Raw genomic sequence first — 26,437 nt, 5'->3', positions numbered from 1 at the left:
CTGTCTTAAATTTAGGCTTCTTTCGCTTCCGCCACCAGCAGATCGACCGCCTTCTGCACCGCCAGGTCTGTCTTCATCTGCTCTGCTTCCGCGTCTCCTAAATATTTCTTGAGCTGGTCTGCTTCCATCTTGTAAGCCTTGGCCATCTCTTCAATTTCTTTGTCAAGTTCTTCTTCTGATATCTGGATGTTCTCAGCCTTTGCAACTGCCTCCAGGGTCAGTCTAACCTGGATCCTCTTCTTGGCCTGCTCCATCATCTGCTCTTCCATTTTTTCTCTCGTGGTGCCGGTGAACTGCATATACTGCTCCATAGTAAGGCCCTGTCCCTGCATTCTCTGAGCAAATTCGTTCACCATATTGGAAGCCTGGGTCTTTATCATAGCCTCGGGGATATCCATGGTCGCGTTTTCAACGGCCTTATTTACAGCCTCGTCCTCTTTCTTCCTCTTGGCTTCCGCTTCCTTCTGCTCTCTTAATTTATCTGCCACTTCTTTCTTATATTCTTCCAGCGTGTCAAATTCGGATACCTCGCTGGCGAATTCATCATCGATTTCAGGCAGCTCTTTCGCCTTCAGTTCTTTGACTGTGACTTTGAACATGGCGTCCTTGCCTTCCAGTTCTTTTGCCTGATAAGGAGTGGGGAACGTAACGTTCACTTCTACCTCTTCTCCTACGTTTTTGCCGATCAGCTGCTCTTCAAAGCCAGGAATAAACTGTCCGGAGCCGATCACCAGAGGAAAATCCTCTCCCTTTCCGCCTTCAAACGGCACGCCATCACAGAAGCCCTCGAAATCGATGACAGCCGTGTCATCCTTTTCAACAGGTCTTCCCTCTACCGTCACCATAGCGGCGTTCTTATCCTGCTCCTTTTTGATTTCTTCCATTACCTCGTCATCTGTGACGATGATCTCCTGTCTTTCCACTTCCAGGCCCTTATACTCTCCAAGAGTCACTTCCGGCTTCACAGCCACAGATGCAGTAAAGATCATAGGCTTTCCAGCCTCGATCTGTGTAACGTCGATCTCAGGCTGGGATACGACTTCCAGCCCGCTCTCTTCCACGGCCTTCTCATAAGCTCCGGGAAGCAGCATATTTACGGCATCTTCATAGAAAACGCCGGCGCCATACATCTTCTCGATCATTTTCTGAGGTACTTTGCCTTTCCGGAAACCGGGGACATTGAACCTGTTTTTATTTTTCTGGTATGCGCCCTGAATCGCCTTTGCGACTTCCTCAGCCGGTACTTCGATTGTCAGCTTTGCCATGTTTTTTTCCAAATTCTCTACCTGTACACTCATTGTTCGTGTATTCCTCCTTAAATATATATAACGTATTACATTTTCTCACAGTCTAGCAATTTACCATTATAGCATAGAAGTTTTTTAATTACCAGCGGAAATTTCGATTTCTGGAAACTCTTGGCTGTGGGGCCGGCATCTTCCTCAGCGTACAGGTATTCTTCCTATCTTATGGATGCTGGATCTCTTTTTTCACCCTTTCCGAGGTCTCCTCACCCACAAGAATTTTAAGGAGCTCAAGGCCTTCGTCGATGGCAAAACCGAGTCCGCGTCCCGTCATCACGTTTCCGTCCCGGACCACGCCTTCTTCCACATGCTCCGCCCCCAAAAGCTTGTCCTCCCACCCGGGATAGCAGGTAGCTTTTTTTCCTTCCAGACAGTGGTATTTCCCCAGCACACTGGGCGCTGCGCAAATGGCGGCAAGCAGCTTGCCTTCTCTGTGAAACTTCTGGAGCGTCTCTCCAAGCTCCGCATGCGCGGTCAAATTCGCCGTGCCCGGCATCCCTCCCGGCAGGAAGACCGCGTCACATGCGCCGCACGCTTCTGACGACCACATGCTGTCGGCTTTCACGGTGATATCATGGGACCCTGTCACTTCAAGTCCCTCTCCCATGGAAGCAGTCTCCACTTCCACTCCTCCCCGCCGTAAAATATCCACAACAGCAAGACATTCCACCTCTTCCAGCCCCGGAGCCATACAAACATAAACTTTACTCATGATAGACCTCCTTTTTCGATTCCACTCCTGTTAACTGCATCTATTATATCACACTCCTCCCCTTGGTTATAGAATGAAAGTATGATAAAATAAGAAAAATCATAAAGAAACTGTAAAATAACAGGATGCGGAGGGCGGCCGGCCGCTGCCTCCAGAAAGGAACGCAGAATGGAAATAGAACGGAAATTCTTAGTGAAAAAGATACCGGAGAACCTGGAATCCTATCCATGTCTTACAATCGAGCAGGCTTATCTGTGCACAGACCCGGTGGTTAGAATCAGGCAAGAGGATAACAGCTATTATATGACTTACAAAGGGAAGGGGATGATGGCGCGGGAAGAATATAACCTGCCGCTGAACGAAAACGCTTATCTGCATCTGAAAGCAAAGGCCGACGGCCGCACCATTACGAAAAAACGTTACCGGATCCCTCTTGGGACCCTCACAGCAGAGCTGGATATCTTCTCCGCTCCGAGGGAGCTCACACTGGTCGAAGTGGAATTTTCCACAGAGGAAGAAGCACGCTCTTTTTGTCCTCCCGACTGGTTTGGGGAGGATGTGACTACTGACAGCCGCTATCATAACAGCAATATGATTTAATATGATACTAAATACTTCTGGAATCATTTTTAATTAGCTCTGATAAAGTTCCAGTTTAGCGCCGGCAGAAGTTCCGGACCGTCACGATTTCGGTTCGCTGGCGATAAAGTGGCCGCTTTATCCCCGCTCCGGCAGTACCGCTCACATGTCGATGGAAAATCCGGATGATTTCCCGTCTCCGGTTCGCTCAGAAACGGAATCGGTATTTTTCGTTTCTGCCTCCCTACGCCTGGGGAACATCGGCCTCTTTCCTGCGGCGCTCACCTTTAGGCCGGACCGGAATCTTTCTGCCGGTGCCGTCCCCGCCGCACTGTTATGAATGATTTTCGTTACATTGATTCCAAAAAAGGATTGGATATCCACACGGCCCGCGCGCCTTATGGCAGCGGGCCACGGCAGGCCGCTCCAACGGTTTTCAAAACATGCGGAAGTTTATCTTGGTGCGGAAAGAGGAGCAGGAGGAACAATCCGATTCCATCGTAAGGCGAGTGCCGCAAAGGCGTTAGCAGGATCTTCCCGGCCGCAGGGAGGTAAAAACCGAATCTCATGCAGGTTTTTATTGGAATCTGACATGGAAAAATATCGATTTATCCATGTCAGTTGGAAAGGACCGACTGGAGGCCGTAAAGATTCTGGTTACGGCTGCCAGCGAGCCGCCTGGATGCAATCGGATTTCCTCCTGTTTCATCTGATTCATAAGACTGTTTTAAAAGTATTCAAAGGTATACCCTAGGGCATCCCTTAATTCATGCCCTCCGGGCGGGCGCACTTCGTGCGACAAAGTATGATTGAAAATATGTAAAGGCACCCTCGCCGGAAATAATGGATGTTTCCATATTTCCAGCGGGGGTGCAGGTCTATTATGCAGATTCGTCCTTTACTCCTGTGCGTATTCCACAAAATCCAGAGGATCAATGGGCGCACCGTCCTTTGTCATCTGAAAATAAAGGTTCGGGCCTTCTACCACATAATACTTGGTAGGCTCGGCCAGATTTCCGATAACAGCCCCGGCTTCCACATAGTCTCCAGGATTCACGGCAAGCTCCGTGAGCTGGCCGCAGGTCAGTTCATAAGCGTTCCCCAAATCCAGCGTTACATAATTTCCCAGCTCTTCATTTGTCCCAACCGCTTTTACAATGGCATTTGCGGCAGCTTTTACCTGTGTTCCGGCCGCGCCCTGTATCAGGACGGCGGGATTGCACTTGTACTGATCAAGCGTAGGAAAATAAATGGTTTTGTCCATGGAATAATCCAATATGACATTTCCTTCTACCGGCCAGATCAGCTTGTCCGTTTCCCCGAAACTCACTGAATGTACTTCGCCGGCAGCGGCGGGCGCTTCCGAAGGAAGCTCCATTTGATCCTGTTCCGGAGAATCCTCATCACCGGTTTCTTCTCTCACGGCCTCTGTGGCCTCTGTCGACTCGGGCGTATTCGCCGCGGTCTTTGTCGTCTCTTTTACGTCTTCCGACGTTTCTTCCTTTGTACCCGTAGTTTCTTCGTCATTCCATAAGAGCTCTTCCGAAGAATCGTTCAGTTCCATGTACTGATTATTCTCATCTTCTTTCTTGTCCGTTCCCCTCCATACCAGTACTCCGGCAATGGCAGTCACGGTCACAAGACACCCCAGCAGCATGACCAGCAATCCTTGCTTCTTCTTCACGATAATCACCTCGGTATTAGTCTTGCCCGATTACCGTGTCCTATTCAAAAATTATCTGGACAATTCTGGCTCACCAACATTTTTTTACTTTTTTTCAATGCTTACATTTTGATAATAGTAAGCCAATATGGCCGCGGCATCCTTTCCTTCTCCCGCCAGCTTATTCGCTCCCCACTGGCTGAGTCCATATCCATGGCCGGAGCCCTTGTCGACAAATTTAATCCCGTTCTCAGACTGTGTGATAGAAAATGCGGATGACGGAAGGGAAAGCACAGAGGCCACCTCTTCCCCAGTATAGGTTTCCGTACCGGCCATCACACTCTGCACATATCCCGCGTCGTCCCTGGCCGCTATCTGCAGCCCCAAAGCATCCGTATCCGTAAGCTGCTGCCCGCGCAAAGAGCTTATGGCGGATACCAGGTCAGGGGCTGAATATTCTCTGATCGTCACGTATCCTTCCATATCCACATCCTGACTGCTGTCAACGCTCTTTATGTATGGCAGAAGCTCTCCCCCGTCTCTGGTCTTTCCCGCGCTGGCCCGGTGGAACATGGCGTCAATTAAGGACCCTTGATAAGTCAGCACCTGGCCCGCGCTCTCCGACGCGGCCTGTTTAAACTTCTCCTGATACTCCAGGTAATTGTCTCCCCATTCCTTTTTTCTGGTCTCCGTGTCCCAATATCCGCAGGACAGTTCACTGCCGGCAATAGCGGTCTCGTCTCCCATCATCTTGTACAGATATGTCCTGGCTATGATCACTTGGGCCTTCACAGCCTCCTTTTCATAATTCCCCGGGATCTGCGACGCCGCCACTCCCTGTACATAGTCCTCCAGATCGATTTCTTCTGTTCCATATTCGCTTTTTATCTGAACTGTTCTCCCGCTGTCCGCCGTCTGTTTCGGCGCCATGGTGATCTTGCCGGTGATAAAAAGTGTGACCATATAAGGAAACAGAAACAGGAGGATTGTCCCTCCTGCCGCCAATAGAAAATTCCGCTTCATATAAAAACTCCTTCGGCCTGTCTTTAAAATAGTGTACGCCAAAGAAGCTTTCCATATGATTGAATTTTATGATTGTTTAAAAATGGAAATAAATCCAGACGGCAGACTCATCTTCCGTATCCGACCGCCATGCTTGCCAGATATACCCGCTCCGCGCCGGCCTTTAGCAAAACTGCGGTACACGACTGGGCGGTTGCGCCTGTGGTATAGATATCATCCACCAGGATCAGGATGCCCCGCACCGCTGCTTTTCCCGCAGTACGGAACGCCCGCGCCTCGTTCTTCTGGCGTTCCTCATACCCGAGCTGTTTCTGCGCTTTCGTATTTTCCACCCTGAACAGCAGATCCGTTCTCACGGGAATCCCCAGCCTTTTGCCCAGGGCCTTCGCCAGCAGCTCCGCCTGGTTATATCCCCGCAGCTTCCGTCTGGCTTTGTGAATGGGCACCGGGACCAGCGCGTCTGGCCTCAGCCGGAGAAGCTGCCTTCCATGCCTTTTTGCCATTTCAGCCGCCAGAAATTCTGCACCCTCTCTTTTATTCTGATATTTAAGCCGGGCCATGACTGCCTGAGCCGCCGCATTATAATTAAGCAGCGCAATGCCTCCCGCAAAATCCTTTGGATGACGTATACAGTCGGCGCAGTATTCCCCTCCGTTCCAGCCGTGATCCAGCTTCTCCAGCTCCTTTCCGCATTTCATGCAGACCGGCTGGCTGACATAAGAAAGCTTCGGCTCACAGCTGCCGCATACAGATCCCCTCCCATACGGCAGGATTTCTCCACAGACCGGGCAGCGCCTTGGATAAAGCAAATCCAGTATCGTACTCTTCCCTCCTGTCACAGCTCTTCCAGACGCTTATCCAGGCTGGAATAGCGTCTCTGTTCTGTCTCGTTTTCAATCATTCCCAAAAAGGTTTCCGGCATTCCCACGATACATACACAGGATCTGGCCCTGGTTACCGCCGTGTATAGAAGATTCCTAGTCATGAGCATCCTCGGTCCGCTCAGAAGCGGGATGACCACCGCCGCGTATTCGCTTCCCTGCGCCTTGTGAATCGTTATGGCATAGGCCAGCTCCAGTTCTTCCAGCTGGCTGAAATCGTAGGTGACCACTCTTCCTTCATCAAACTCCACAACAAGCTCCTCCGCGAAGGAATTGATCTCGCTTATGGTCCCGATGTCCCCATTGAAGACTCCGGTTCCTGTGTCTACAGGAATCCCATACCGGCTCTTCACTTCCCATTCCAACTGATAATTGTTTTTGATCTGCATCACCTTGTCGCCCTCGCGGAAAATTCCCTGGGCATACTCTTTTTCCGCTTTCTTTCCATCTGGCGGATTCAGGAACTCCTGCAGTATCTTATTCAGACGTTCTACTCCCAGAGCACCTTTTCTCATGGGAGCAATCACCTGAATGTCGTGCATGGGCACATTCAGATACCCCGGAAGCTTCTGACATATCAGCGCGATCGCCGCATTGATTATGGAATTGGCGTCCGTCCTCTTTATGAACAGAAAATCCCTGCTCCTGGCAGCCACGTCCACCGGCTGACCTTTATTTATCTTATGAGCGTTCAGAATGATGTCACTGGCGGCAGCCTGGCGGAATATCCTGGTCAGGCGCACCACATGGAAGCTTCCCGACTGGATGATATCCTTTAAGACATTTCCAGGCCCCACAGAAGGAAGCTGGTCACGGTCCCCCACCAGGATCAGTCTGGTCCCGACAGCCACGGCCTCCAGAAGGGACTGCATCAGCTGAATATCGACCATGGACATCTCATCGATGATAATGACATCTGTCTCCAGTGGGTTTGCCTGATTCCTGGCGAAGTGTACTTCCCCGGAGGATTCATTCTGGATGCCGGACAGCTCCAGCATGCGGTGAATGGTCCTGGCCTCATATCCTGTAGCCTCCGACATCCGTTTGGCCGCCCGCCCTGTTGGCGCCCCCAGCACGACCTCCATCCCTTCCATCTCGAAGAAGCGGATGAGGGCCGTGATCGTCGTCGTCTTACCGGTACCGGGCCCTCCGGTGATCACCAGCACTCCGTGCCGCGCCGCCTCCAGAACAGCCTCCCGCTGGCGTTCATCCAGCTCAAATTTCTCCTGTTCCTCAATCCGCCGGATCATCTCGATCGCTTCGCCTTCTTCCACTCCCCACACAGAATCCAGCTCCGACAGCCTCCTGGCTACATTCATCTCCATATAATAATATTTAGCGGCATAGACGATTGAGACTCCCTCTTCCTTCTTCACCACCAGGCGCTTGTCCATGACCAGGTCCATAATATGGTTCTCCAGTGAGTCAAGCTCTACTCCCAGCAGCTGATTCGTCCCGCGCAGGAGCTCATCCATCGGAAGATATGTATGTCCGTTTGTTATGGCCTGAAGAAGCGTATATAATATCCCGCTTTTTATCCGGTAGTCCGAATCCGCGCGGATGCCTGCTTTCGTCGCGATATCATCCGCTATCTTAAAACCGACGCCGGCGATATCATCCGCAAGCCGGTATGGATTCTGCTCAATGATCGAATAGAGCTCAGAGCCGTATTCCTTGAATATCTTCGCCGCCAGGTTGAGAGAAATCCCGTACTTTTGCAAAAACAGCATCGCCTGACGCATGTCCCGCTTTTCCGCCACCTGGCTGCCAAGCTCCAGCGCCATGCGGCTGCTGATTCCTTTCACTTCCGCCAGCCGTTCCGGCTCCTCCTCTATGATACGGAAAGTGTCCTCGCCAAAATGTTTCACGATCCTGGCTGCGAGCGCTTCGCCTATCCCCTTGATGGCGCCGGACCCCAGATATCTTTCTATGGACAGCGTATCCTCAGGATTCTTGATCTCGTAACTCTCCACCACCAGCTGTTCCCCGTAGAGAGGATGCTTTTTAATGGTCCCGCTGGCTTCCACATATTCTCCTTCTCCCAGCATGGGAAGAATGCCTACCAGCGTTTTATCCTCCCCGCTGTTAAACAGTTCGATCACCGAATAGCCATTTTCCTCATTCCGATATACAATCTTATTGACATATCCTGAAATCGTCTCCACCAGACGTCTCCTTTCTAAAAAAGCAAAAAGGCAGCCAGAAGCCTGGAAGACTTCTAGCCGCCCCTGATATCTCGTCGGCTGCGCCGCGTTTATTCAACGTCCCTTTGTCCGTGCATGAACTCAATGAACTTTCCGGTACCGATCGCCACTGCAGTCAGAGGCTCTTCGGCGATCACCGTATTGATGCCGGTCTTTTCCTCGATCAAAGCATCCAGACCGCTGAGCAGGCTCCCTCCTCCGGTCATCACAATCCCTCTGTCGTACACGTCGGCCGCCAGTTCAGGCGGAGTCCTCTCCAAAACATTGTGTACGGCGTCTACAATCTGCATAGCAGGCTCCCGGAGCGCTTCCAGCGTTTCATCGGAAGTAATGGTGATTGTCTTGGGAAGTCCGGTCACCAGATTACGTCCCCTGACGTCCATGGCCACCAGCTCCGGCCTTTTATAAGCACAGCCTATCTGTATCTTGATTTCCTCAGCCGTCCTTTCACCGATCAGAAGGTTGTGTTTTTTTCTCATGAAACGGACGATTGCCTCATCAAAATCATCTCCGGCCACCTTAACCGAAGTGCTCACTACCGTGCCGCCAAGGGAAATGACAGCGATATCCGCCGTACCGCCGCCGATATCCACGATCATGTTGCCGCAGGCCTTTGATATATCGATGCCAGAACCGATCGCCGCGGCTACTGGCTCCTCAATAATAGAAACCTCTCTGGCCCCTGCCTGATAAGTCGCGTCCTCTACCGCCTTTTTCTCCACCTCTGTGGCGCCGCTTGGAATACACACGCTGATCCTGGGCTTTCTTAGGGTCTTCTTTCCGAGCGCCTTGCGGATAAAATACTTCAGCATTTTTTCCGTGACCGTATAATCGGAGATCACGCCCTGACGAAGCGGTCTCACAGCCACGATATTGCCGGGAGTCCTTCCGATCATCAGACGCGCCTCTTCTCCGATTGCCTTTATCTGATTGGTATCTCGGTCAAATGCCACTACGGAGGGTTCCTTCAGCACGACACCTTTTCCTTTTATATATACCAGGATGCTGGCCGTACCCAGGTCAATTCCTATATCTGTCGATAATAACATCTTTATTTCCTCCTATGCTCTTCCAAACTGCTTGCCTATAATGCGATTCTATATCCGATACGTCCGGGGACCGGACATTTCTTCCTCTTATTACCTATAAAACTCGCCAATCCTTTATATTATAAACAATTTTTCCATTTTTTCAATTGCTTTTTGCAGATGAAAGGAAATTTTGTGTTTCCCTAAATTTTCTTTTATGTTCTTCATGATTTTTTCATAGACTGAACATATTTTGGTCACATTTTCTTTTTATACTATAGGCATACCAATCGAAATTGGTATAAACAAGCTTTTTCATACTCACGCTCGGCAGCCTCAGGCTGCCGAGTCCCCCCCCCTAAAACCCCACCCTGAAAAGGGTGTTTTTTTATTTGTGACGCTTTTTCCGGTTCTCTTTCTTCTCTTTTCTCCGGATCTCATAACGCTTTATCTGTTCTGTCCGCAGCACAGAAAATTCTTTGGCAAACTTTCTGGAAGTGGCGGAAGGGTTCCTTTTCAGCATCTTCATCTTTAAGTATGCCATCTTTTCCGTCTGGGATTCGTGTTCCTGTTTTAAAGATTTAAGCTTTTCACCGAGACTGGAAACTACGCCTGCTTCTTCATCCTTCTCGTCGGACAGCTTGGCCAGCGCACCCAATTTTTCGTAAGTGGCGTCGATCAGGGAATCCATCTTGCTCCCTGCCGCGCCGGCCATCTCTGTCAGCTTATCCCCGATGGAATCAAGCAGCGTTCCAAGCCTTTCGCCAACCGAGTCTTTCTTTTCTTCCATCCCGGCTCTCATGGCATTTACACGTTCGTTCAGCTGTACCTGCACCTCATTCAGCTCTTTCCGCAAACGCATGGATACATCCAGCATGTCCCGGATCCCCAGGGCAACCTTTATGGACACCACCGCATCGGAAATAAAGATGACCGAGACCACGATCACCACCACTGTCACCAGGACCGGAGACAGTCCCATCACAAAGGCCTCCACCGGTTTATGCAGATATTTATTGAGAAGCACCGTAAATAATCCCCAGCAGAGGGAAGACGATAAACAGATAACGCCTTTATAATTCAGCTTTTGATTGCTGTAATCCCAGTATTTCACTTTGAAGATTGCTTCCATAGACAGTCCGACCACCAGTTCCAGGGCTGTGGCTCCCACCATCCCCGCCAGAAACATCCATACGATATGGTCTCTCAGACCCAGAGTCGCCACAAGCATCACGACCGCCCCTGATCCATATATGGGAAGCAGCGGTGAATGTAAAAAACCTCTGTTCACAAATCTTCTCTTTAATATAGAAACATAAGTACTCTCGAAGCACCAGCCGATAAAACAGTAAACATAAAAAAACATCAGCCATTGCTGAAAAGTATAGTGCATAGCCGCATCCTCCTGTCACTATTCAGTCTAGTGCATGAGCTTTCGTATGTCAACTACAAAACGGGAATGTAAACTTTCTTAAGAATTTTTAAAAAAGTTTTTCGACACCATTTGACAAACAGCTCTTCAAATGGCTGAGAGATGAGGGGCGACCGCCGGCTTTTGGTGGAAGCCCCATGTTCCACAGTCCTGAACCGGCTTCCAATTTCAAGCCCAGGTATGACCGGGAGAATCCCGGCGGTCTGTGGCAATGATATGTTAATAGATTTGTTATTGGATTAACATCATCTTTTTTATTTTATTATGAAATCATTATATATCTGTCAGTCTTTTTTATTCCAAAAACGTCAAATTTAGACACCATCATTTAGAAATGTCACCTCAACTGATTAAGCTTATTATGACTTGTTGTTCTTTAAATATTTAATGCAGACTATAATAACCAAAACCATCATCACAAACTGTACAAGACCAAAAAGACAAGACAAAACATAAGACGCATTATAAAAGAACATCTCTTTTTCCTCCTTTGTCAATGGCAAACATTGTCACACCTGTTAAAATAATTTTATCGTATAGCGAAAAAAATATCAATGCATGTCCCATCTTTTATTTTGCCACACAGCAGATATATCTCGCCGTTCGTTCCAAATTTCCATATATAAAATCAAACTGCGCCCGGAGCCTGATTTCCCCCTGAGCGCAGTTTTCCCTTTGGTCACTTATAACCGGAGCGCGGCCATACGCCGTCCCGGGACTCTTGTCATTTTATTTCCATCTGATGGAGATACTTTTCTTTGGTCGCCATCCCGCCTCTGATATGGCGTTCCGATTTATTGACGTCCAGTACGATCCGTGCCTGGGATGCCAGAGTCGGATTGATCTGCACAAGACGATCTGTCACGTCCTTGTGCACCGTACTTTTGCTGATTCCGAATTTCTTTGCTGTCTGCCGAACCGTGGCGTTCTCCTCAATGATATAATTTGCAATTTCTACGGCACGCTCCTCAATATAATCTTTCAAAAGGGAGTCCCCCTGATACGCTTGTTTTTACAATCTATGCAGGGAGTATTCAATTCATGTGCAGGAAACTCACCATATTTACGGTTAATAATCCACCGCTGCTTCTTTCTCCTTTTTGCTCTTTGTCCGTCCCTCAGAGATCGCCAGCCCGGCTAAAGTAAGCGCCGTCCCCAGAGCAGACATCCAGGTGATCTTTTCATCCAGGATAATCGCTGACGCGGCTACCGTTACAACCGGGACCATATAGATATAGATCGTGGTCTTCACAGCGCCGAGCTTTTTGACCGCTGTATTCCAGGTGACAAAACAGAGAGCGGACGCTCCCAGGCTCAAGTACAGAAAGTTAAACAGCAGCGCAGGATTTCCAAGTACGGAGAAATCCGGCCGAAAATCCATGAGAAACAACGCCGGTATCATGAATACAAGCCCGTAAAAAAACGTCCTTCTGGTGACCTGGATGGTGTTGTATCCATAACGGCTGATCTTTCTGGAAAATACGGCATAAGAACTCCAGGCCAATGCCGCCCCCAGCTCCAGCAGATCCCCCAGCGGATTCACATGGAATCTGCTGGCTCCATTAAAGCTGATAAGACATATTCCGGCGATTGCTGTTAAAAACCCTATGAAAAATCCGGACCGAAGCTTTTCATCCTTTGTAAAAATGTGCGACAGAATTGCCGTAAAAAACGGCGTGACCGATATGATCACTCCTGCATTGGACGCCAGCGTATAAGTGAGCGCCACATTTTCCAGCAGATAATAAAAGGTGATGCCAAACAGCCCGGCGCCGACGAACAAAAGCTCATGCTTTTTCTCCTTCAGCTTCATCCGGCGCGGGCACACGGCGCACAATACCAGGAACGCCAGCAGAAAGCGGAAAAAAAGAATCTCCGCAGGCGCCATCCCTCTAAGTAAAATTTTTGTCGCTATGAATGTTGTCCCCCATACAGCTACGGTGAATACCGCCGCCATATGGCCGCGGGTACTCCCCGCCTCTTCCTCTTGACTTACTGTCTTCTGCTGAAGCTGCTCTTTCATCTCAAAATCCTCCCTATTCTGATCCCAGGTCCTCAAGCCCGTTCCATCCCTCTTTCATTCTCTGAAAATATCCCGGTATTGTCCCGGTGTCAGTCCTATAAATTCTTTAAAATAATTGGTAAAATGGCTCTGATCGGAAAAACCTGCAGCCATAGCCGCATCCAGCGGCTCCCCGCCATGCTCCAGAAACTCCTTCGCTTTATTCACCCGGATATTTTCCAAATACCGGTACGGCGTGATCCCATATAATCTCGTAAAGGTACGCAGCAGAGAATATTTATTCATATCTGCCATGGCCGCCAGTTTATCGAGAGATATCTTTTCTTCATAATGTGTCTCCAGATAGAGGCGGACCTTTTCCGCCTCCTGGTGGATGAAAGGGCTGCTTCCTCCCTCGCCGGGCTCCGCGTATTTCCGTATCAGCTGTTCTGTCAGAAAATAAAACAACTCTTCCTTGTCGAACTCTTTCCGCCCTTCCATTATCATATGATGAAGCTGGCGCAAAAGCTCCGTAAGGCCGCTGTCTGGAACTACAGTTTCCGAAAAATACGGCAGGCATCCTTTTCCGGTTATCTCTTCCGCCACCCGCCACATAGTTCTTCTTTTTATATTAATACACCGGTAATCCAAAGGAGCGTCGTCTATGGCCTCGCATGTATGGCTGTCCGAAGGATTGAACAGCAGCAGAGCCCCAGACTGGACCTGGTAATCCCTATTTTTGCATATCAGGTGCCTGCGGCCGCTCTCAATAAATCCGATCACATAATATTCATGGAAGTGGTTGGGAAACCTTTGCATGATTCCTTGAAAGCAGTACGCCTCTACTTGAAGTTCATTGTCAAACCGAACGCTCCTTTTACCCTGTTCCATGATATTCCCTCTCTTTCCTTATTCCGCGCACAGACAGTATAGCACAGTTCTCAAAAAAGCTCTTGTAAAATATTGCACCTTGTCCAAGAATATTATGGAAAGAAACGGAGCATAGGATGAGCGCCATTGGGACTTATCCATGGCCGCACTAGAAAGGTACACCACATACTCTTCACAACCTGAACGGCATATCCAAAACAGATATGACCTTTTACTTCAGGATCAAAGCAAAAAGAGCGGCCCAGGTACGGCTGGAATATGCCGTTGACTATGTAAAAACAAATGGCAGCCGACTGATCCGTTCTTCAGCCGCCTCCCTGGAGTCAAAAATGCCTGCCCGGCTCACAGCCGGACAGGCATTCCTCATTCTTAATCGCTTTCTCCTCCTCAGGCTTCCTCTTTATACAGGCTGCGGATCTCCTTCAGATACTTCCGATATTCTCTCATTGCGGATGGCGGAGCCGTCATCCTGACTTTACAGCCATATCCGGCCAGCCAGCCATAAAAAGCGTCTCCCACCGCGGCTTTTAATTTCAGGGAAACCATCTGAGCGCTCCCTTTTTTTGTACCAGAGCTGCTTTTCCCGCGAACAGAAACGCCTCCTCCCAATTCATTCAGAATGCTCTCAGCCGCCGTCTCACTGCAAAGCAGCTCAATCTTTGTTTTCCCACGAAGCCAGTCCGGACGCCGTACAGAAGCCGAAGGTTTTTCAGGCTCGGGAGTGATTTCTTTTTCTTTTTTCTGGTCAGCCGGCAAACCGGGCAAAATGCCGGGTACAGCCAGCAGCCCGGCAATACTGCCGGCGTTCTTTAGATAATAGCCGGCCGGCCGCTCTCTCCTGCTGACCACCTCAAAGCCGAAAGTCCGAAGTGCGTCCAGATCATCATAAATGCTCTTCCTCTCCGCGGAAATGCCATGGCTTCGAAGCTCTTCGAGAATCTCATTCATTGTCACCACATGGGACGCATCCGTCCCCGCAAGCAGCTTTATAATGTACAACACTTTCAGTTTTTGATTCATCGATCTGGCCATATGCATTCCTCCTTCTCTTTCCGGCAGACGCCGCGAACCCGTCCTCTGCAGGGCTGTTTCAATACCTGTTATATACGTGCACCAGATGGCCCAGCCAGTCCGATTCCCTTTGACCCAGCTGGCCCTTCCGCAGACGCCATTTCCAATTGTTTCCCAAAGTGGACGGAAAGTTCATGCGGGCGGAATTATCCAGCTTCAGCACATCCTGGGCCTGGAATATCACCACATTGGCAACGCTTCCGTACGCGAGCCGGAACAGCTCCTCCACGATCTTTTCCCGGTCTCTGGTCCCGATCAGGTCAAATAAATAACCAAGCACTTCATCCGACTTGTCGCAGAACAGGCCCGCCAGTGTCTCATTGTCATGAGTCCCGCCGTAGGCGATACAGTTCGTCTCTTTGTAATTATGGGGAAGATGCTCATTGGCCGGATTTCCATCAAAGCCAAAGGCGATTACCTTCATGCCCGGATAATGGTTATCCTCCAGCAATTTCCTCACCGCCGGCGTCACGATTCCCAGATCCTCCGCAATGATATACAGGTTTTCCGCTGTCTCATTGATGACATCGGTCAGTTTTTTTCCAGGACCATCCATATAAGTGCCATGGACACTGTCCTTCGCGCCTCCGGGCACGGCATAGTATCTGGTGATTCCAATAAAATGATCGATTCTCACCGCGTCATACAGCTCCTGGGAGGAAAGGACTCTCCTGCGCCACCACTCAAAATCCTCTTTTTCCATGGCATCCCAGTCATAAAGCGGATTCCCCCAAAGCTGCCCCGTATCGCTGAACGCATCGGGCGGCACCCCGGCAATGAACTTCGGCATCAGATTCTCATCCAGCTGAAAAAGCCCTGGATGAGTCCAAACATCCGCGCTGTCCATGGCGGCATATATGGGAATATCTCCTATGATCCGAATCCCTCTCTCCGCCGCGTACTCCCTCAGTTTCTTCCATTGGCAGAAAAATTTATACTGGCAGAAAGCCCAAAAATCCATATCCTCTTCCAAAAGCTTCTCATACTTCTCCACCGCCTCCGGCCTGCGAAAACGAATGTCTTCCTCCCATTTCAGCCATTCTATGCCGCCAAAATACTCCTTGCACGCCATAAACAGACAGTAATCCCGGAGCCAATAGGCATTTTTCTGTTCAAAGGCCTGAAAATCCGGCTGTTCCCGGTGCCGGCTGTTCTTCGCGGCTGTCCGGAGGACTTGAAACCGGTTCCGGTATACGGTCTCATAAGATACATAGGATTCCTGGTCTCCCCAGGAAAAGCTCTCCACATAGTCCCTTTGCAGCAGCCCCTCTTCCGTCAGAAAATCCAGGTCGACAAAATAGGGATTCCCCGCAAAAGCAGAAAAGGACTGATAAGGGCTGTCTCCATAGCTCGTAGGGCCCACAGGCAGGACCTGCCAGTATTTCTGGCCCGCCCGCTTCAAAAAATCTATAAAATCATAGGCCGCGCGGCCAAAGGTCCCGATTCCATATGGGGACGGGAGACCGCTGACGGGAAGCAGGATACCCGCGCCCCGTTCCAAAACTTGACCTGTCATCATTCGTTACCTCTCTTTTTCTTCTTTTCTATCATTATACTGAAAAACAGGCCGATATACAATACTTACAGCCCCTGGAAATCTTTTCTGAAAATGCGCTGTCATGCTCCACAAAAAGAAGGGAAAGATCGGATTCCTCCAAAAGGTCCTCTATCTGCATTCTGGAAAAAACATCGATATAATTAAGCGGTTCATCCCAGATGTAAAGATGGGCCCGCTCCCCGAGACTTCTGGCTAGCAGCACCTTTTTCCTCTGCCCTTCGCTGTATTCCTCCATGGGCTTCTCAAATTGTTCCCGGGAGAAATCCAGCTTCCGCAGCAGCATTTTCATTAGCTGCCCGTCGCAGCCGCAGCTGTAAATATAATCATCCAGACTTCCGGATAAAAAGGAGGTATCCTGAGGCACCCAGGAAATCTTAAGCCCCGGAGCTGTCTCAATGTTTCCCCGAACCACCCGCAGGCCGTCTCCCGCCAAGCGGGCTTCCACATGCTCCCCGGCGGCCGCCTGAGACAAAACCGCCTTCAGCACCGTGGATTTCCCGCATCCGTTTCCGCCTGCCAGCACCATCCGTTCCCCTCTTCTCAGGGTGAATTCCAGATTTCTGCACACTTCCTTCTCTCCGTACGCCAATGATACTCCGCGGAATTTCACCAGCTCTTCTTTATAGTGGCGGAGCGGAAACAGCTTCAGCTCTTGGACGCTCTCCACATTTTTAAGAAGTCCTGACTTTTCCTTCGCGGCCTCCTCCATCCGGCGTTCCGTCGTCTTGGCGCGCTTCATCATTTTCGCGGCTTTATGCCCGATCGCCCCGCGGTCAGGTCTTAATCCGCCCACCCGTGTCCCGAATTTAGTCTTTTCTATTTCTCCTGACCATGTCTCCGCCCGCTTTGCCGCCACAGACAGTCTTCCGATTTCCTTTTTCAGCTTTTCATTTTCCCCGGCCTCCCACTGATCCCTCCTCGTCTTGTCTTCCCACCAGGATGAAAAATTGCCCTGTACCACATCTATCCCCTGCCTGTTAATAGACATGACGTGATCGATGCAGCCGTCCAAAAAGACTCTGTCATGGGATACCAGGATAAACCCCTTTTTTCGGTTCAGATAGCGGCTCACAATCTCCCGTCCTTCCAGATCGAGATGGTTGGTGGGCTCGTCAATGAGCAAAAAATGATGCTCCTGAATAAACAGCAGCGCCAGCAGCACCTTTGTCCTTTCTCCCTGGCTGAGCGTGGAAAAGGGCCGGTACAGAATCTCCGGATCTGTCTCCAGAAATTGAAGTTCACGGCACAGACGCCACAGCTCATACCCCGGCAAAACTTCCTCCGCCACCTCAAAGGCCATGTTGTCCAAATCCATATCGAGCAAGAAAGGAAAATAGGTGAATTCCCCAGACGAAACGATCCGGCCCTTATATTCCTCCTTTCCCAAAAGCAGGCGCAGGAGTGTCGTCTTCCCCCTGCCGTTCCTTCCGATAAGCCCCAATTTCCAGTCTGTGTCAATGGTAAACGACATATCCCGGAAAATTTCCTGGTGACTTCCTCCATAATAAAATGTTACATGTTCCGCGCGAATTTGTGTCATACAATTTTCCTCCAATCCTTCTAAATTACTTTTCATTGGAGGGTGCGCTGCCATCCTGTCATGGCAAAGATTCCGCCTGGGCGGAGCACAAAAACAGGATGCAGGAATTCCTGCATCCTTTTGTCCATACCATATCATATCGTCACTCTGTCAACGCCGTCTCTGCGGACAGGCATTTCCAGAGCTCCGCTCTATTTGGTTCGCGATAAAAGGAAAAAGCATTACATTCCTGCGGGCATGACAAATAGACATATTCAAAATGTCACGCACCATCCGACCGATCATCTGCAGGAATTAATCTTCATCCTTTCATCTCCTCTCTTCTCATCTCCGCTCCTCCATATGAGGAAGCTTAATCCATGGTATCACAATAGCCATTTGCCTGTCAAGCCTCCGTCTCTCTTTACGAACGCCCTTCTCTTCTGATATAATGAATTTATTTGTACCATTCGTACCAAAGGAGGCCCCTATGATTCCCATGAAAGATGCTCTGAAGCGAATTCCTGTCTTTCAAGATATATCGCCGTCCACTTACGCAGATCTGGCCGGATGCGGTATCATGAGACAATACCGACGGGGCACTCAGCTCTTTCTGGATAAGGAGCCAGTATCTACTGTCTTTTTCCTGGCTGAGGGAAAAGCTTCCCTCTATAAATTGAATCATTTGTATGAAAAAAAGGTGATTTTTCTCTGCGGTCCGGGACAGCCTCTGAACGAGGTCATTCTTCAGGATCCCACCGCCTCCATAAACTGTGAGATTCTGGAGGATTCTCTGATACTCTGCTTTCCCCGCAGGACATTTCTCGGCTTAATGGAACGGGACGCTCATCTGTCCATGGCCGTCATGTCTTCCATGGCCCTCAAAATCCGCCGCCTTTACCATCAGCTTAAAAACACGGTCGGCAGTGTGCGCGGAGACAAACGGCTGGCCGCCAAGCTCTGGAAGCTGTCTCTGGACTATGGAATCCCTTTGGACGACGGCACTCTCATTGATTTTGATCTAAGTATCACGTACCTGGCAGAGCTTCTCGGCTCCAAGCGGGAAACCGTCTCCCGCCTGGTAAAGCAGCTCAGTGAGGCTGGATTGGTAGAATACCGGAAAAATCATTTTTTCATACCTGACCGTGAAAAACTAATGGAGTATTTTAAAGAACCGTGAGAAAGCTCACGGTTTTATTTTTTTCCCAATGATACATTACTTGACAGAACAAATGTCTTCGAAAAGAAAGAGGTGGATATATGGGTTATTGTCTGTCAACAGAGGCGTTATCCGAGGTTTTTCAGCATCTGTCCCTCGAATACGACCTCTACGCCCCCCGTCTTTATCCCAAAGGCGGCGCATTTTCTGACACGGATCTGGTACGTTATGGAAAGATTTCTTCTCCTGAGGAAATTGTGCTCCATGAAAAATCCCGTTTTTCCTGGAAGGAGATCCTCCTTCCCATCAGCCAGACTCTATTTTATTTTACGGAGGGTTCCGTCCTGGAGCCGGAACAGAAGCAAAAGGGAGCTGTCATCTTCCTGCGAAGCTGTGACCTCCACGCATTAAAACGTCTGGATCATATTTATCTGCAGAATGGTCCTGAGGATCCTTATTACCGGGAACGCCGGGATAAACTCCGCTTTGTCCTGATTGGCTGCAAAGAACCATTTTCCAGCTGCTTCTGTGTGGATATGGGGACGAACAAAGCCGACGGCTACGATTTTTCTCTGGATCAGGAAGGCGATGCCTGGCAGATCGACTGTCCAAACGCTGAATGGCAGGAGCTGTTCCGCCGCCATGCCGCCTGCGAGCGAGCGGTCTCTCCGTCCTATCTCACGGAAACCAAGACCAGGGTCCACATTCCCGATCATCTGACCGCGGGCGTCATCAAGAGTAAAATCTGGGAGGAATATGACAGCCGCTGCATCGGATGCGGCAGATGCAATTTTGTCTGTCCTACCTGTACCTGCTTCACCATGCAGGACTTATTCTATACGGACAATGGAAATGCCGGAGAGAGACGCCGTGTATGGGCTTCCTGTATGGTAGACGATTTTTCCGACGTGGCCGGAGGCGGAAGCTATCGGAATACCTGCGGTGAACGGATGCGGTATAAAGTGCTCCACAAGGCGCTGGATTTCAAGAAGAAGAGCGGCTTTCAGATGTGTGTAGGCTGCGGCAGGTGCGACGACGCCTGTCCGGAATACATATCCTTCTCCCACTGTCTGAACCGTCTGTCCGAAGCGATGAAGGAGGTAAATTCCGATGAAGCAAAATGAATATGTCCCTTTTCTCTCTGAAATTGTCGAAGTCATCCGCCACACGGAGATCGAATACACCTTCCGCATAAAATATCTGGGCGATGTAAAGCCGGGACAGTTCTTCGAAGTCTCAATCCCCAAATACGGCGAAGCTCCCATTTCCGTCAGCGGCATTGGCGACGGTACCATAGATCTGACGATCCGCCGTGTGGGAAAAGTGACCAATGAAATCTTTGAGCGCTATAAAGGCGGCCGGATGTTTCTCCGGGGTCCTTACGGAAACGGCTTCTGCTTGAATGATTATAAAGGCAAAGAATTGGTCATCGTCGCCGGCGGAACAGGAGTATCCCCGGTGCGCGGCGTCATGGAGCATTTTGCCAGTCATATGACGGAAATACGAGGCCTGACCATGATCGCCGGCTTTAAATCCCCTTCCGATATCTTATTCCGGGATGATTTTTCACGGTGGAGCCAATGTGCCCAGGTAATCCTCACCGTGGACAGCGGCGGCGGCACAGAATACCGGGAGGGGCTGGTCACCGCGTATATTCCCAGACTGTCCTTCGCTGACCTGTCAAATGCGGCCGCCATAGTGGTCGGCCCTCCGGCCATGATGCGCTTCTCCATACAGGCGCTGAAGAACCGAGGCCTGGAAGACAGCCAGATCTGGATCTCAAAAGAGCGGAAGATGTGCTGCGGTATCGGCAAATGCGGCCACTGCCGAATCAATGATACTTATGTCTGTCTGGACGGTCCGGTCTTCCCTTATACCAAAGGGCGCACACTGATTGATTAGGAGGGTGAATTTATGGATATCAATACAAAAGCACTGAAAAAAAACGCTTTCCGCGTCACTAAAGTGCGCGGGAAGACCGCTTCCCGTATCCGGGTGCCAGGCGGTCATCTGGACGCAAAATGTCTCTCAATGATCCAGGAGATCGCGGAGACTTACGGCGACGGCACCGTACACCTTACCAACCGCCAGGGCTTTGAAGTCCCCGGCATCTCCTATGAGGATATGCCCAAGGTAAACGCCATGCTGCAGCCCATTATCGACGGCCTGGATATCAATCAGCCTGTCCCCGGAAACGGATATTCTTCCTCCGGGACCCGAAATATCACAGCCTGTATAGGGAACAGGGTCTGTCCCTTTGCCTGCTATGACACCACGGCTTTTGCGAAGCGGATAGAGAAAGCCGTATTTCCCAATGACCTCCACTTTAAGATCGCTCTGACCGGCTGTCCCAATGACTGTGCCAAAGTACGAATGCACGATTTCGGCATTATGGGCATGACCATGCCCAGGCTGGATCAGGAGCGCTGTGTTTCTTGCGGCGCCTGTGTAAAGGCATGCAGGCGCAAATCTGTCGAAGCATTGACTACCGTCAATTACCGCCCCCGGAGAAATGCGGAAAAGTGTATCGGATGCGGGGAATGTGTCCTCAACTGTCCGGTCTCCGCCTGGAGCCGCGATCCGTCTAAATATTACCGGCTGACTTTGTTTGGACGCAGCGGCAAAAAAAATCCCCGCCTGGGCGAGGATTTCATCTTATGGGCCGATGAGGACAGTATTGTGAAGATTATTTTGAATACATATCACTATGTGGAGCATTACATAGACCGTACCGCCCCCGGAGGCAAGGAGCATATTGGATACATCGTCGACCGGACCGGCTTTGAGGAATATAAGCGCTGGGCGCTGAAAGACGTATCTCTTCCTCCCGAAGCCAAAATCTGCACACCCGTTTATTGGAAGGGCGTTTCTTACGTTCGCTGACTTATTCCACATGTCATAGGAAGGCCTGCCTGATGTTCTCCGATACCCGGGAAAGAATCCGCTCGAGCACTTCCTGGTCTTCCTCAGGAATACCTTTTCCAATGATCGACATGAACAGTTCCTGAGCTTCTTTGGCCTCCCGTATTATATTGTCCGCCGAAGCCTGTACGGAAAGGTGCAGGATCCGGCGGTCTTTTTTGTCTTCCATTGAAGTGAGATATCCCTTCTGCATCAGCAGATCCACCGCCTTCGACACATAGGATTTCGCTATACAGCGAACTTCCACAATGTCTCTGGCCGTGTCGTAATCCGGATGGTTATAAAGAAACAACAGGATATCCACTTCTATCTTACTCATTCCAAATTTTGCAGAAACCTGGCTGATAACCTTCGTATACAGCTTGTCCAGCTGCTGGCCGTTTTTCAGAATATCGCTGGATGACAGCATACTGATTTCCTCCCTGAGATCATTCTCCGAATCTTCCGAAAGCAACAGTTCTTTAGAGAACCATTCTAGTCCGGCCAAGCTTATTTGTCAAGCCTGGTTTTCCTGCAGCTTCGGTTCTTTATAGCATGTAATGTCACGGCATGAGACCAGGCAGGCTTCTCTTTTGCCCCATCGTATCATGGACGTATTCACGATGACCCACAGCTTCAGCATGGGATTGTACATTTCCCTGCTGCAGTCCTTTCTGAAATTTGTATCCTGGATTGGACAATCGTCGCAGATATCCCCCCTTCCCAGAAGAGACCGGTAGCACTTCTTTCCCACCTCGGCATCTGTCACAGTACTGCGTGTCTTCTCATTGACATACAAAAACTCATAGGTATCCATATCCACTACGTAAATCCATGCATTCTGGTTATCCAGTATCCTGTGAAGATTGTCCACAGCTCCTTTTTCCCGTCCGTTTGCCCGCTCCTTCAACAGAAAAATGGACAGAATCTGAGCTACAAAGGTCAGCGCCTCTACCTGCTCCTGGGTCCAAAGCCGTTTCTTGACACAGTCATCAAAGCCCACAAATCCCCGGAATCTGCCGCTGTCCATGATTGCGCACTGGAGCGTGGATCTGATCCCCTGCCGTTCTAAGATTTCCCGCTGCGTGTCCGGCAGGGCCGCCACATCCGGGCAGTAAAAGATATTCTGCTCTTTGAAATTTTCCTTATATGAATTCCCCACCTGAGCGTAAACGATATCCTGCAGACTGTCCTTTTCCGCTTCGATTCCCGTATTACACCATTCATACGTATTGCTGCAGGCGTTCCCATCCTCGCTGTCCTCAAAAATATAGGCCCTGCTCACCCGAAAATACTTTCCGGTAAATGCGAGAATCGACTCAACTGCCTCCTCAAAATCGTGGATGGCATAAAGCTTCCCAAATATTTCCCGAATCACGCCAGACAGATCATATGGGATACCCGCCTCCGAATCAATCCTCGTTTTCGCCGCCAACAGCTTCTCCGGGCCATGCCCCATGGCCTCCGGATTATAAAACAGGCACCGGTTCTTGCCCTGGCCCTTCGCCATATATAGAGCCTTGTCCGCACTTAAGAACAGCGTATCATAATCATTTCCATTATCAGGACACACAGAAACCCCGATGCTGCAGGAAAAGCAGTCCTCTCCCAAATTCTCCAGGAATATCTCCTTAAACAACTGGAGAATCCTTTCTGCTTTTTCCATGACGACCACAAGACTCGCACATCTGGGCATGAACACGAGGAACTCGTCTCCGCCTATGCGCGATACGATATCTTCTCTGCGGAAAAGGCTGTCTAAGATTCCGGCAAACTCCTTCAGCACCGCGTCTCCGAACATATGTCCGAAGCGGTCATTCATTCCTTTAAAATTGTCCAAGTCAATGATGAGCATAGCGGCCTTTCCCCGGTATCCCCCCTTCGCCAGACAATCCTTGATCTTTTTCCTGGACACAGCCTTGTTCAGAAGATTCGTAAGGGAATCCCGCCCCGCCTTGTCGATAAGCTCTTCTGTCTTCTTCTTCTCATCATCAATATCAATAATGACACCAACAGATTTCACTGCTCTCCCGCGTCCATCAAACTGTGCGGTCGCCCGGATCCGAAACCAAGAATAACTTCCGTCGGCCTTCGCGATTCTTACTTCCGCCTCTTTGTAAGGCAGCCCATCCGCTATCTCACGCATCAGGTTTAGGAATTCCGGCCGGTCCGCCGGATGCAGATGAGACGCCGCCGGAATCCGGCTGCCAACGCTCTCCCGTATCGGAGCATAGCCGAATTTCTTCTCCCAATTGGAAGAATAGACGATACTATCACCGTCAATATCCCATTCAAAGATGATATCGTTGCTCTGGTCCATGATGATCTCATGGCGCTCCAAACTCATCCGAAGCTCTTCTTGAGCCATCCGCGTCTTCGTGATGTCTATCAGAAGACAATACAGATATTCCCTGCCGTCCTGTTCCGTAACGACGCGGCATTTATCAAGCACCCATATGATCTGTCCGTTTTTCGATTCCAAACGGTATTCCACTTCTATGGTATTTCCCGCGTTCCGCTGCTCTCTCATCTGCCGCTTCACGCGGTCCCGGTCCGCAGGGCAGATCATTTCTATAAAATGGTTATGGAATTTTTCCTTAATCTCATCCCTGGTATAATCAACCAGCTTCAAAAAGCTTTCGTTTACATATTCAATGGTGCACCATTTATCGTAAACACATTTCTGCATTCCGGCAAACAGATCCCGCATGGCTTCTGTCCCTTCTCCAAAATGCTGGGGAAGGCGCCGTTCCTCCTGAATCAATTCCTCCGGATGCCAGATGATTATGACCTTTCTCTGGTGCGGATTCTCCACATCGATCCGCAGCAGCGTGGCCGTATTCCACCGGTATTCTTCTTTCATCTGGTCATATACGCGGAACTTCCAGCTCTGCTTGATCATCCCTCCGTTAAAGAACTCATACAGGTATTCTCCAAAGGAATAAAGCACCTTTTCCCGGTCGGAAGGGTGGATCATTTCTTTGGTAAAATTATAGAGCGCTTTCTCAAACAGCCCGCCGGAGCGGAGAAGCTGGAAATTATTGTCCGACAGATATATGACATGATAAACACCCGTGCTGATGTCCAGCTCGATCACCGTGGATTCCAGATAGCGGAGCAGAGAAAAATACTTCATCTGCCCCTGCTCCAGCGTACCCGTCCCCGTCTCCATGACATTCCGCTTCATCCCGCCCCCAATCATCAGATCAGACTTGGGAGAACGCCCGTCCGCATAGTCCCGGGCAAGCCCTGCAAAGGAATCCCTCACATTCTTAAAGCACTCCAAAAGCTTGGGGGAAAAGGTACCGCACTCTCCGTTCAAAATCATATTATATGCCTTCTCCTGCGAATAAGCCTTCTTATAGATCCGCTCTGTTGTCAACGCATCATAGGCATCCGCCAGCCCTACCACCTGAGCGCAGATAGGAATCCGGTCTCCTCTCAGGCCGTCCGGATATCCGTTTCCATCCCATCTCTCATGGTGGTAACGGCAGATATTATAGGCATACTGCTGGTATTCTTTATCATTCATCCGGTCCAATCCGGCCAGTATCTCACACCCTTTCAGTGAATGAGTCTTCATGACCTCAAACTCTTCCGGCGTCAGGCGGCCCGGTTTGTTCAGAACAGAATCGGGTATGGCAATCTTACCCACATCGTGCATGGAAGCGGCCCGGCTGATGATCTCGATCCTGCGTTCATCCAGTCCATATTCCTGGTAGCTCCGCGCCACGTCTTCCAGAAGAATTTTCGTAAACATGCGGATGCGGAGGATATGCTGGCCCGATTCCAGGCTCCGGTATTCGATGACGGAAGACAGCGCGTCGATCATGACCTCGTTGGATTCCCGCAGGCTCGTCGCCTGTTCTTCTACCAGCTCCTCCAGATGCTGCCTGTGTCTGTGCAGATCCACCACGTTTTCCACCCGCCGTTTCACCACATACGGTTCGAAGGGCTTCCTGATAATATCGGAAGCTCCCATATCAAAGGCTCTAACTTCGCAGTCATAGCTGTCCTCTGATGTGATGACGACCACAGGTATTTCCGGCAGGAACTTTTTCTTCTCCATCTGTTCCATCACCTGGTAGCCGTCCTTCATCGGCATGATCAAATCCAGAAGCACCGCCGCTATCCTGCTCCGGTAATGCTCTATAAACATTAATGCCTGCTCCCCATTTTCAGCCTCCAATATACGATACTCCGACTGAAATACTTCACTGAGGATTGCCCTGTTCACTTCCATATCGTCCACTATCACGAGAATGTCCCTTTTATCCATCCCACAGCTCTCCTATCATTCCCGCCCCGGGCGCCGTCTCTCCCTGTCAGGCTTTTTTTCAACATTATTTTGACATTATACTCTATTCTTTTGAAGTCTGCTACCATTTCCAGCACCTGTCGCACTATAAAATTGAAGTCTGCCGTAATACTTTGTCGATTTTTATCGCTTGATATGGTAAAATACAGCTTGAGCCAATAGAAACTATTCTGACTAATTTCAATATAAGGA

22 protein-coding genes are annotated in these 26,437 nt (G+C 49.9%); 5 read left to right on the top strand and 17 right to left on the bottom strand.

Features of this window, described 5'->3' with window-relative positions; all coding sequences use genetic code 11:
* Nucleotides 1-11 precede the first annotated feature (11 nt).
* The gene (gene tig / locus H9Q78_RS09705; RefSeq protein WP_249301338.1) at nucleotides 12-1,298 is read right to left on the bottom strand and encodes a trigger factor; all 1,287 of its coding nucleotides are present in this window, start codon (nucleotides 1,296-1,298) and stop codon (nucleotides 12-14) included.
* Between the two features lie 169 nt (nucleotides 1,299-1,467).
* Nucleotides 1,468-2,016, bottom strand: coding sequence for a DJ-1 family glyoxalase III (locus H9Q78_RS09700; protein ID WP_249301337.1), 549 nt, complete (start codon nucleotides 2,014-2,016; stop codon nucleotides 1,468-1,470).
* 168 nt (nucleotides 2,017-2,184) lie between these two features.
* Between H9Q78_RS09700 and H9Q78_RS09695 the strand changes: the two genes are divergently transcribed.
* Nucleotides 2,185-2,616 carry a CYTH domain-containing protein gene (locus tag H9Q78_RS09695; protein WP_249301335.1) on the top strand — a complete coding sequence of 144 codons (432 nt, stop codon included), beginning with the start codon at nucleotides 2,185-2,187 and terminating at the stop codon, nucleotides 2,614-2,616.
* Between the two features lie 141 nt (nucleotides 2,617-2,757).
* Here H9Q78_RS09695 and H9Q78_RS09690 read toward each other — a convergent pair whose 3' ends face one another.
* The 13 genes from H9Q78_RS09690 to abc-f all read right to left on the bottom strand — a co-directional run bounded on the left by H9Q78_RS09690 (nucleotide 2,758) and on the right by abc-f (nucleotide 17,888).
* On the bottom strand, nucleotides 2,758-2,979 hold the full coding sequence (locus H9Q78_RS09690; protein WP_249301332.1) for a hypothetical protein: 222 nt from the start codon (nucleotides 2,977-2,979) through the stop codon (nucleotides 2,758-2,760).
* A gap of 514 nt (nucleotides 2,980-3,493) precedes the next feature.
* Nucleotides 3,494-4,279, bottom strand: coding sequence for a M23 family metallopeptidase (locus tag H9Q78_RS09685; protein ID WP_249301330.1), 786 nt, complete (start codon nucleotides 4,277-4,279; stop codon nucleotides 3,494-3,496).
* 84 nt (nucleotides 4,280-4,363) lie between these two features.
* On the bottom strand, nucleotides 4,364-5,281 hold the full coding sequence (locus H9Q78_RS09680; RefSeq protein WP_249301328.1) for a SpoIID/LytB domain-containing protein: 918 nt from the start codon (nucleotides 5,279-5,281) through the stop codon (nucleotides 4,364-4,366).
* Nucleotides 5,282-5,388: 107 nt separating this feature from the next.
* Entirely contained in the window at nucleotides 5,389-6,120 is a 732-nt protein-coding gene (locus H9Q78_RS09675; RefSeq protein ID WP_249301326.1) for a ComF family protein, read from the bottom strand.
* Complete coding sequence (gene recD2 / locus H9Q78_RS09670; protein WP_249301325.1) at nucleotides 6,117-8,327, bottom strand: SF1B family DNA helicase RecD2; 2,211 nt, start codon at nucleotides 8,325-8,327, stop codon at nucleotides 6,117-6,119. Before recD2 ends, H9Q78_RS09675 begins: the two co-directional genes overlap by 4 nt.
* An 89-nt stretch (nucleotides 8,328-8,416) precedes the next feature.
* On the bottom strand, nucleotides 8,417-9,415 hold the full coding sequence (gene mreB / locus H9Q78_RS09665) for a rod shape-determining protein (RefSeq protein WP_249301323.1): 999 nt from the start codon (nucleotides 9,413-9,415) through the stop codon (nucleotides 8,417-8,419).
* A gap of 367 nt (nucleotides 9,416-9,782) precedes the next feature.
* On the bottom strand, nucleotides 9,783-10,787 hold the full coding sequence (locus H9Q78_RS09660; protein WP_249301321.1) for a putative ABC transporter permease: 1,005 nt from the start codon (nucleotides 10,785-10,787) through the stop codon (nucleotides 9,783-9,785).
* A 763-nt stretch (nucleotides 10,788-11,550) separates the two neighbouring features.
* On the bottom strand, nucleotides 11,551-11,811 hold the full coding sequence (gene spoIIID / locus H9Q78_RS09655; protein WP_231062968.1) for a sporulation transcriptional regulator SpoIIID: 261 nt from the start codon (nucleotides 11,809-11,811) through the stop codon (nucleotides 11,551-11,553).
* Between the two features lie 84 nt (nucleotides 11,812-11,895).
* Nucleotides 11,896-12,849 carry a DMT family transporter gene (locus H9Q78_RS09650; RefSeq protein ID WP_249301320.1) on the bottom strand — a complete coding sequence of 318 codons (954 nt, stop codon included), beginning with the start codon at nucleotides 12,847-12,849 and terminating at the stop codon, nucleotides 11,896-11,898.
* 54 nt (nucleotides 12,850-12,903) lie between these two features.
* Nucleotides 12,904-13,719 carry a helix-turn-helix domain-containing protein gene (locus tag H9Q78_RS09645; protein ID WP_249301319.1) on the bottom strand — a complete coding sequence of 272 codons (816 nt, stop codon included), beginning with the start codon at nucleotides 13,717-13,719 and terminating at the stop codon, nucleotides 12,904-12,906.
* 387 nt (nucleotides 13,720-14,106) lie between these two features.
* Nucleotides 14,107-14,751, bottom strand: a complete 645-nt coding sequence (locus tag H9Q78_RS09640; protein ID WP_249301318.1) for a WYL domain-containing protein — start codon at nucleotides 14,749-14,751, stop codon at nucleotides 14,107-14,109.
* Nucleotides 14,752-14,809: 58 nt separating this feature from the next.
* Nucleotides 14,810-16,309 (bottom strand): 4-alpha-glucanotransferase, encoded by a 1,500-nt coding sequence (gene malQ, locus H9Q78_RS09635; protein WP_249301316.1) that lies wholly within the window; start codon nucleotides 16,307-16,309, stop codon nucleotides 14,810-14,812.
* 31 nt (nucleotides 16,310-16,340) lie between these two features.
* Nucleotides 16,341-17,888 carry a ribosomal protection-like ABC-F family protein gene (gene abc-f / locus H9Q78_RS09630; RefSeq protein WP_249301314.1) on the bottom strand — a complete coding sequence of 516 codons (1,548 nt, stop codon included), beginning with the start codon at nucleotides 17,886-17,888 and terminating at the stop codon, nucleotides 16,341-16,343.
* 469 nt (nucleotides 17,889-18,357) lie between these two features.
* Between abc-f and H9Q78_RS09625 the strand changes: the two genes are divergently transcribed.
* The 4 genes from H9Q78_RS09625 (at nucleotide 18,358) to asrC (ending at nucleotide 21,909) form a co-directional block, all read left to right on the top strand.
* A complete protein-coding gene (locus tag H9Q78_RS09625; RefSeq protein WP_249301312.1) occupies nucleotides 18,358-19,047 on the top strand; it encodes a Crp/Fnr family transcriptional regulator in 690 nt (229 codons plus the stop codon).
* 80 nt (nucleotides 19,048-19,127) lie between these two features.
* Entirely contained in the window at nucleotides 19,128-20,150 is a 1,023-nt protein-coding gene (gene asrA / locus H9Q78_RS09620) for an anaerobic sulfite reductase subunit AsrA (RefSeq protein WP_249301310.1), read from the top strand.
* Nucleotides 20,137-20,928, top strand: coding sequence for an anaerobic sulfite reductase subunit AsrB (gene asrB / locus H9Q78_RS09615; protein WP_249301308.1), 792 nt, complete (start codon nucleotides 20,137-20,139; stop codon nucleotides 20,926-20,928). The genes asrA and asrB overlap by 14 nt, the downstream gene beginning before the upstream one ends.
* A gap of 12 nt (nucleotides 20,929-20,940) precedes the next feature.
* Nucleotides 20,941-21,909, top strand: a complete 969-nt coding sequence (gene asrC, locus H9Q78_RS09610) for a sulfite reductase subunit C (protein WP_249301306.1) — start codon at nucleotides 20,941-20,943, stop codon at nucleotides 21,907-21,909.
* Nucleotides 21,910-21,922: 13 nt separating this feature from the next.
* On the opposite strand, the gene H9Q78_RS09605 is transcribed toward asrC, so the two are convergent.
* Nucleotides 21,923-22,357 carry a MarR family winged helix-turn-helix transcriptional regulator gene (locus H9Q78_RS09605; RefSeq protein WP_249301304.1) on the bottom strand — a complete coding sequence of 145 codons (435 nt, stop codon included), beginning with the start codon at nucleotides 22,355-22,357 and terminating at the stop codon, nucleotides 21,923-21,925.
* Nucleotides 22,358-22,444: 87 nt separating this feature from the next.
* Nucleotides 22,445-26,206 carry a diguanylate cyclase domain-containing protein gene (locus H9Q78_RS09600; RefSeq protein WP_249301302.1) on the bottom strand — a complete coding sequence of 1,254 codons (3,762 nt, stop codon included), beginning with the start codon at nucleotides 26,204-26,206 and terminating at the stop codon, nucleotides 22,445-22,447.
* Nucleotides 26,207-26,437 lie beyond the last annotated feature (231 nt).

The organism is Qiania dongpingensis (assembly GCF_014337195.1).
GTDB classification, from domain to species: domain Bacteria; phylum Bacillota; class Clostridia; order Lachnospirales; family Lachnospiraceae; genus Lientehia; species Lientehia dongpingensis.
This window is presented reverse-complemented; position numbering and strand designations above follow the sequence as displayed.

Bases quoted from the DNA above. Each gene is read 5' to 3' on its own strand.
- malQ (WP_249301316.1), bottom strand. From the start codon at position 16,309: ATGATGACAGGTCAAGTTTTGGAACGGGGCGCGGGTATCCTGCTTCCC.
- H9Q78_RS09600 (WP_249301302.1), bottom strand. From the start codon at position 26,206: ATGGATAAAAGGGACATTCTCGTGATAGTGGACGATATGGAAGTGAAC.
- H9Q78_RS09660 (WP_249301321.1), bottom strand. From the start codon at position 10,787: ATGCACTATACTTTTCAGCAATGGCTGATGTTTTTTTATGTTTACTGT.
- H9Q78_RS09605 (WP_249301304.1), bottom strand. From the start codon at position 22,357: ATGCTGTCATCCAGCGATATTCTGAAAAACGGCCAGCAGCTGGACAAG.
- asrB (WP_249301308.1), top strand. From the start codon at position 20,137: ATGAAGCAAAATGAATATGTCCCTTTTCTCTCTGAAATTGTCGAAGTC.
- H9Q78_RS09645 (WP_249301319.1), bottom strand. From the start codon at position 13,719: ATGGAACAGGGTAAAAGGAGCGTTCGGTTTGACAATGAACTTCAAGTA.
- mreB (WP_249301323.1), bottom strand. From the start codon at position 9,415: ATGTTATTATCGACAGATATAGGAATTGACCTGGGTACGGCCAGCATC.
- H9Q78_RS09700 (WP_249301337.1), bottom strand. From the start codon at position 2,016: ATGAGTAAAGTTTATGTTTGTATGGCTCCGGGGCTGGAAGAGGTGGAA.
- tig (WP_249301338.1), bottom strand. From the start codon at position 1,298: ATGAGTGTACAGGTAGAGAATTTGGAAAAAAACATGGCAAAGCTGACA.
- asrC (WP_249301306.1), top strand. From the start codon at position 20,941: ATGGATATCAATACAAAAGCACTGAAAAAAAACGCTTTCCGCGTCACT.
- asrA (WP_249301310.1), top strand. From the start codon at position 19,128: ATGGGTTATTGTCTGTCAACAGAGGCGTTATCCGAGGTTTTTCAGCAT.
- H9Q78_RS09695 (WP_249301335.1), top strand. From the start codon at position 2,185: ATGGAAATAGAACGGAAATTCTTAGTGAAAAAGATACCGGAGAACCTG.
- H9Q78_RS09650 (WP_249301320.1), bottom strand. From the start codon at position 12,849: ATGAAAGAGCAGCTTCAGCAGAAGACAGTAAGTCAAGAGGAAGAGGCG.
- H9Q78_RS09640 (WP_249301318.1), bottom strand. From the start codon at position 14,751: ATGGCCAGATCGATGAATCAAAAACTGAAAGTGTTGTACATTATAAAG.
- H9Q78_RS09625 (WP_249301312.1), top strand. From the start codon at position 18,358: ATGATTCCCATGAAAGATGCTCTGAAGCGAATTCCTGTCTTTCAAGAT.
- H9Q78_RS09680 (WP_249301328.1), bottom strand. From the start codon at position 5,281: ATGAAGCGGAATTTTCTATTGGCGGCAGGAGGGACAATCCTCCTGTTT.
- abc-f (WP_249301314.1), bottom strand. From the start codon at position 17,888: ATGACACAAATTCGCGCGGAACATGTAACATTTTATTATGGAGGAAGT.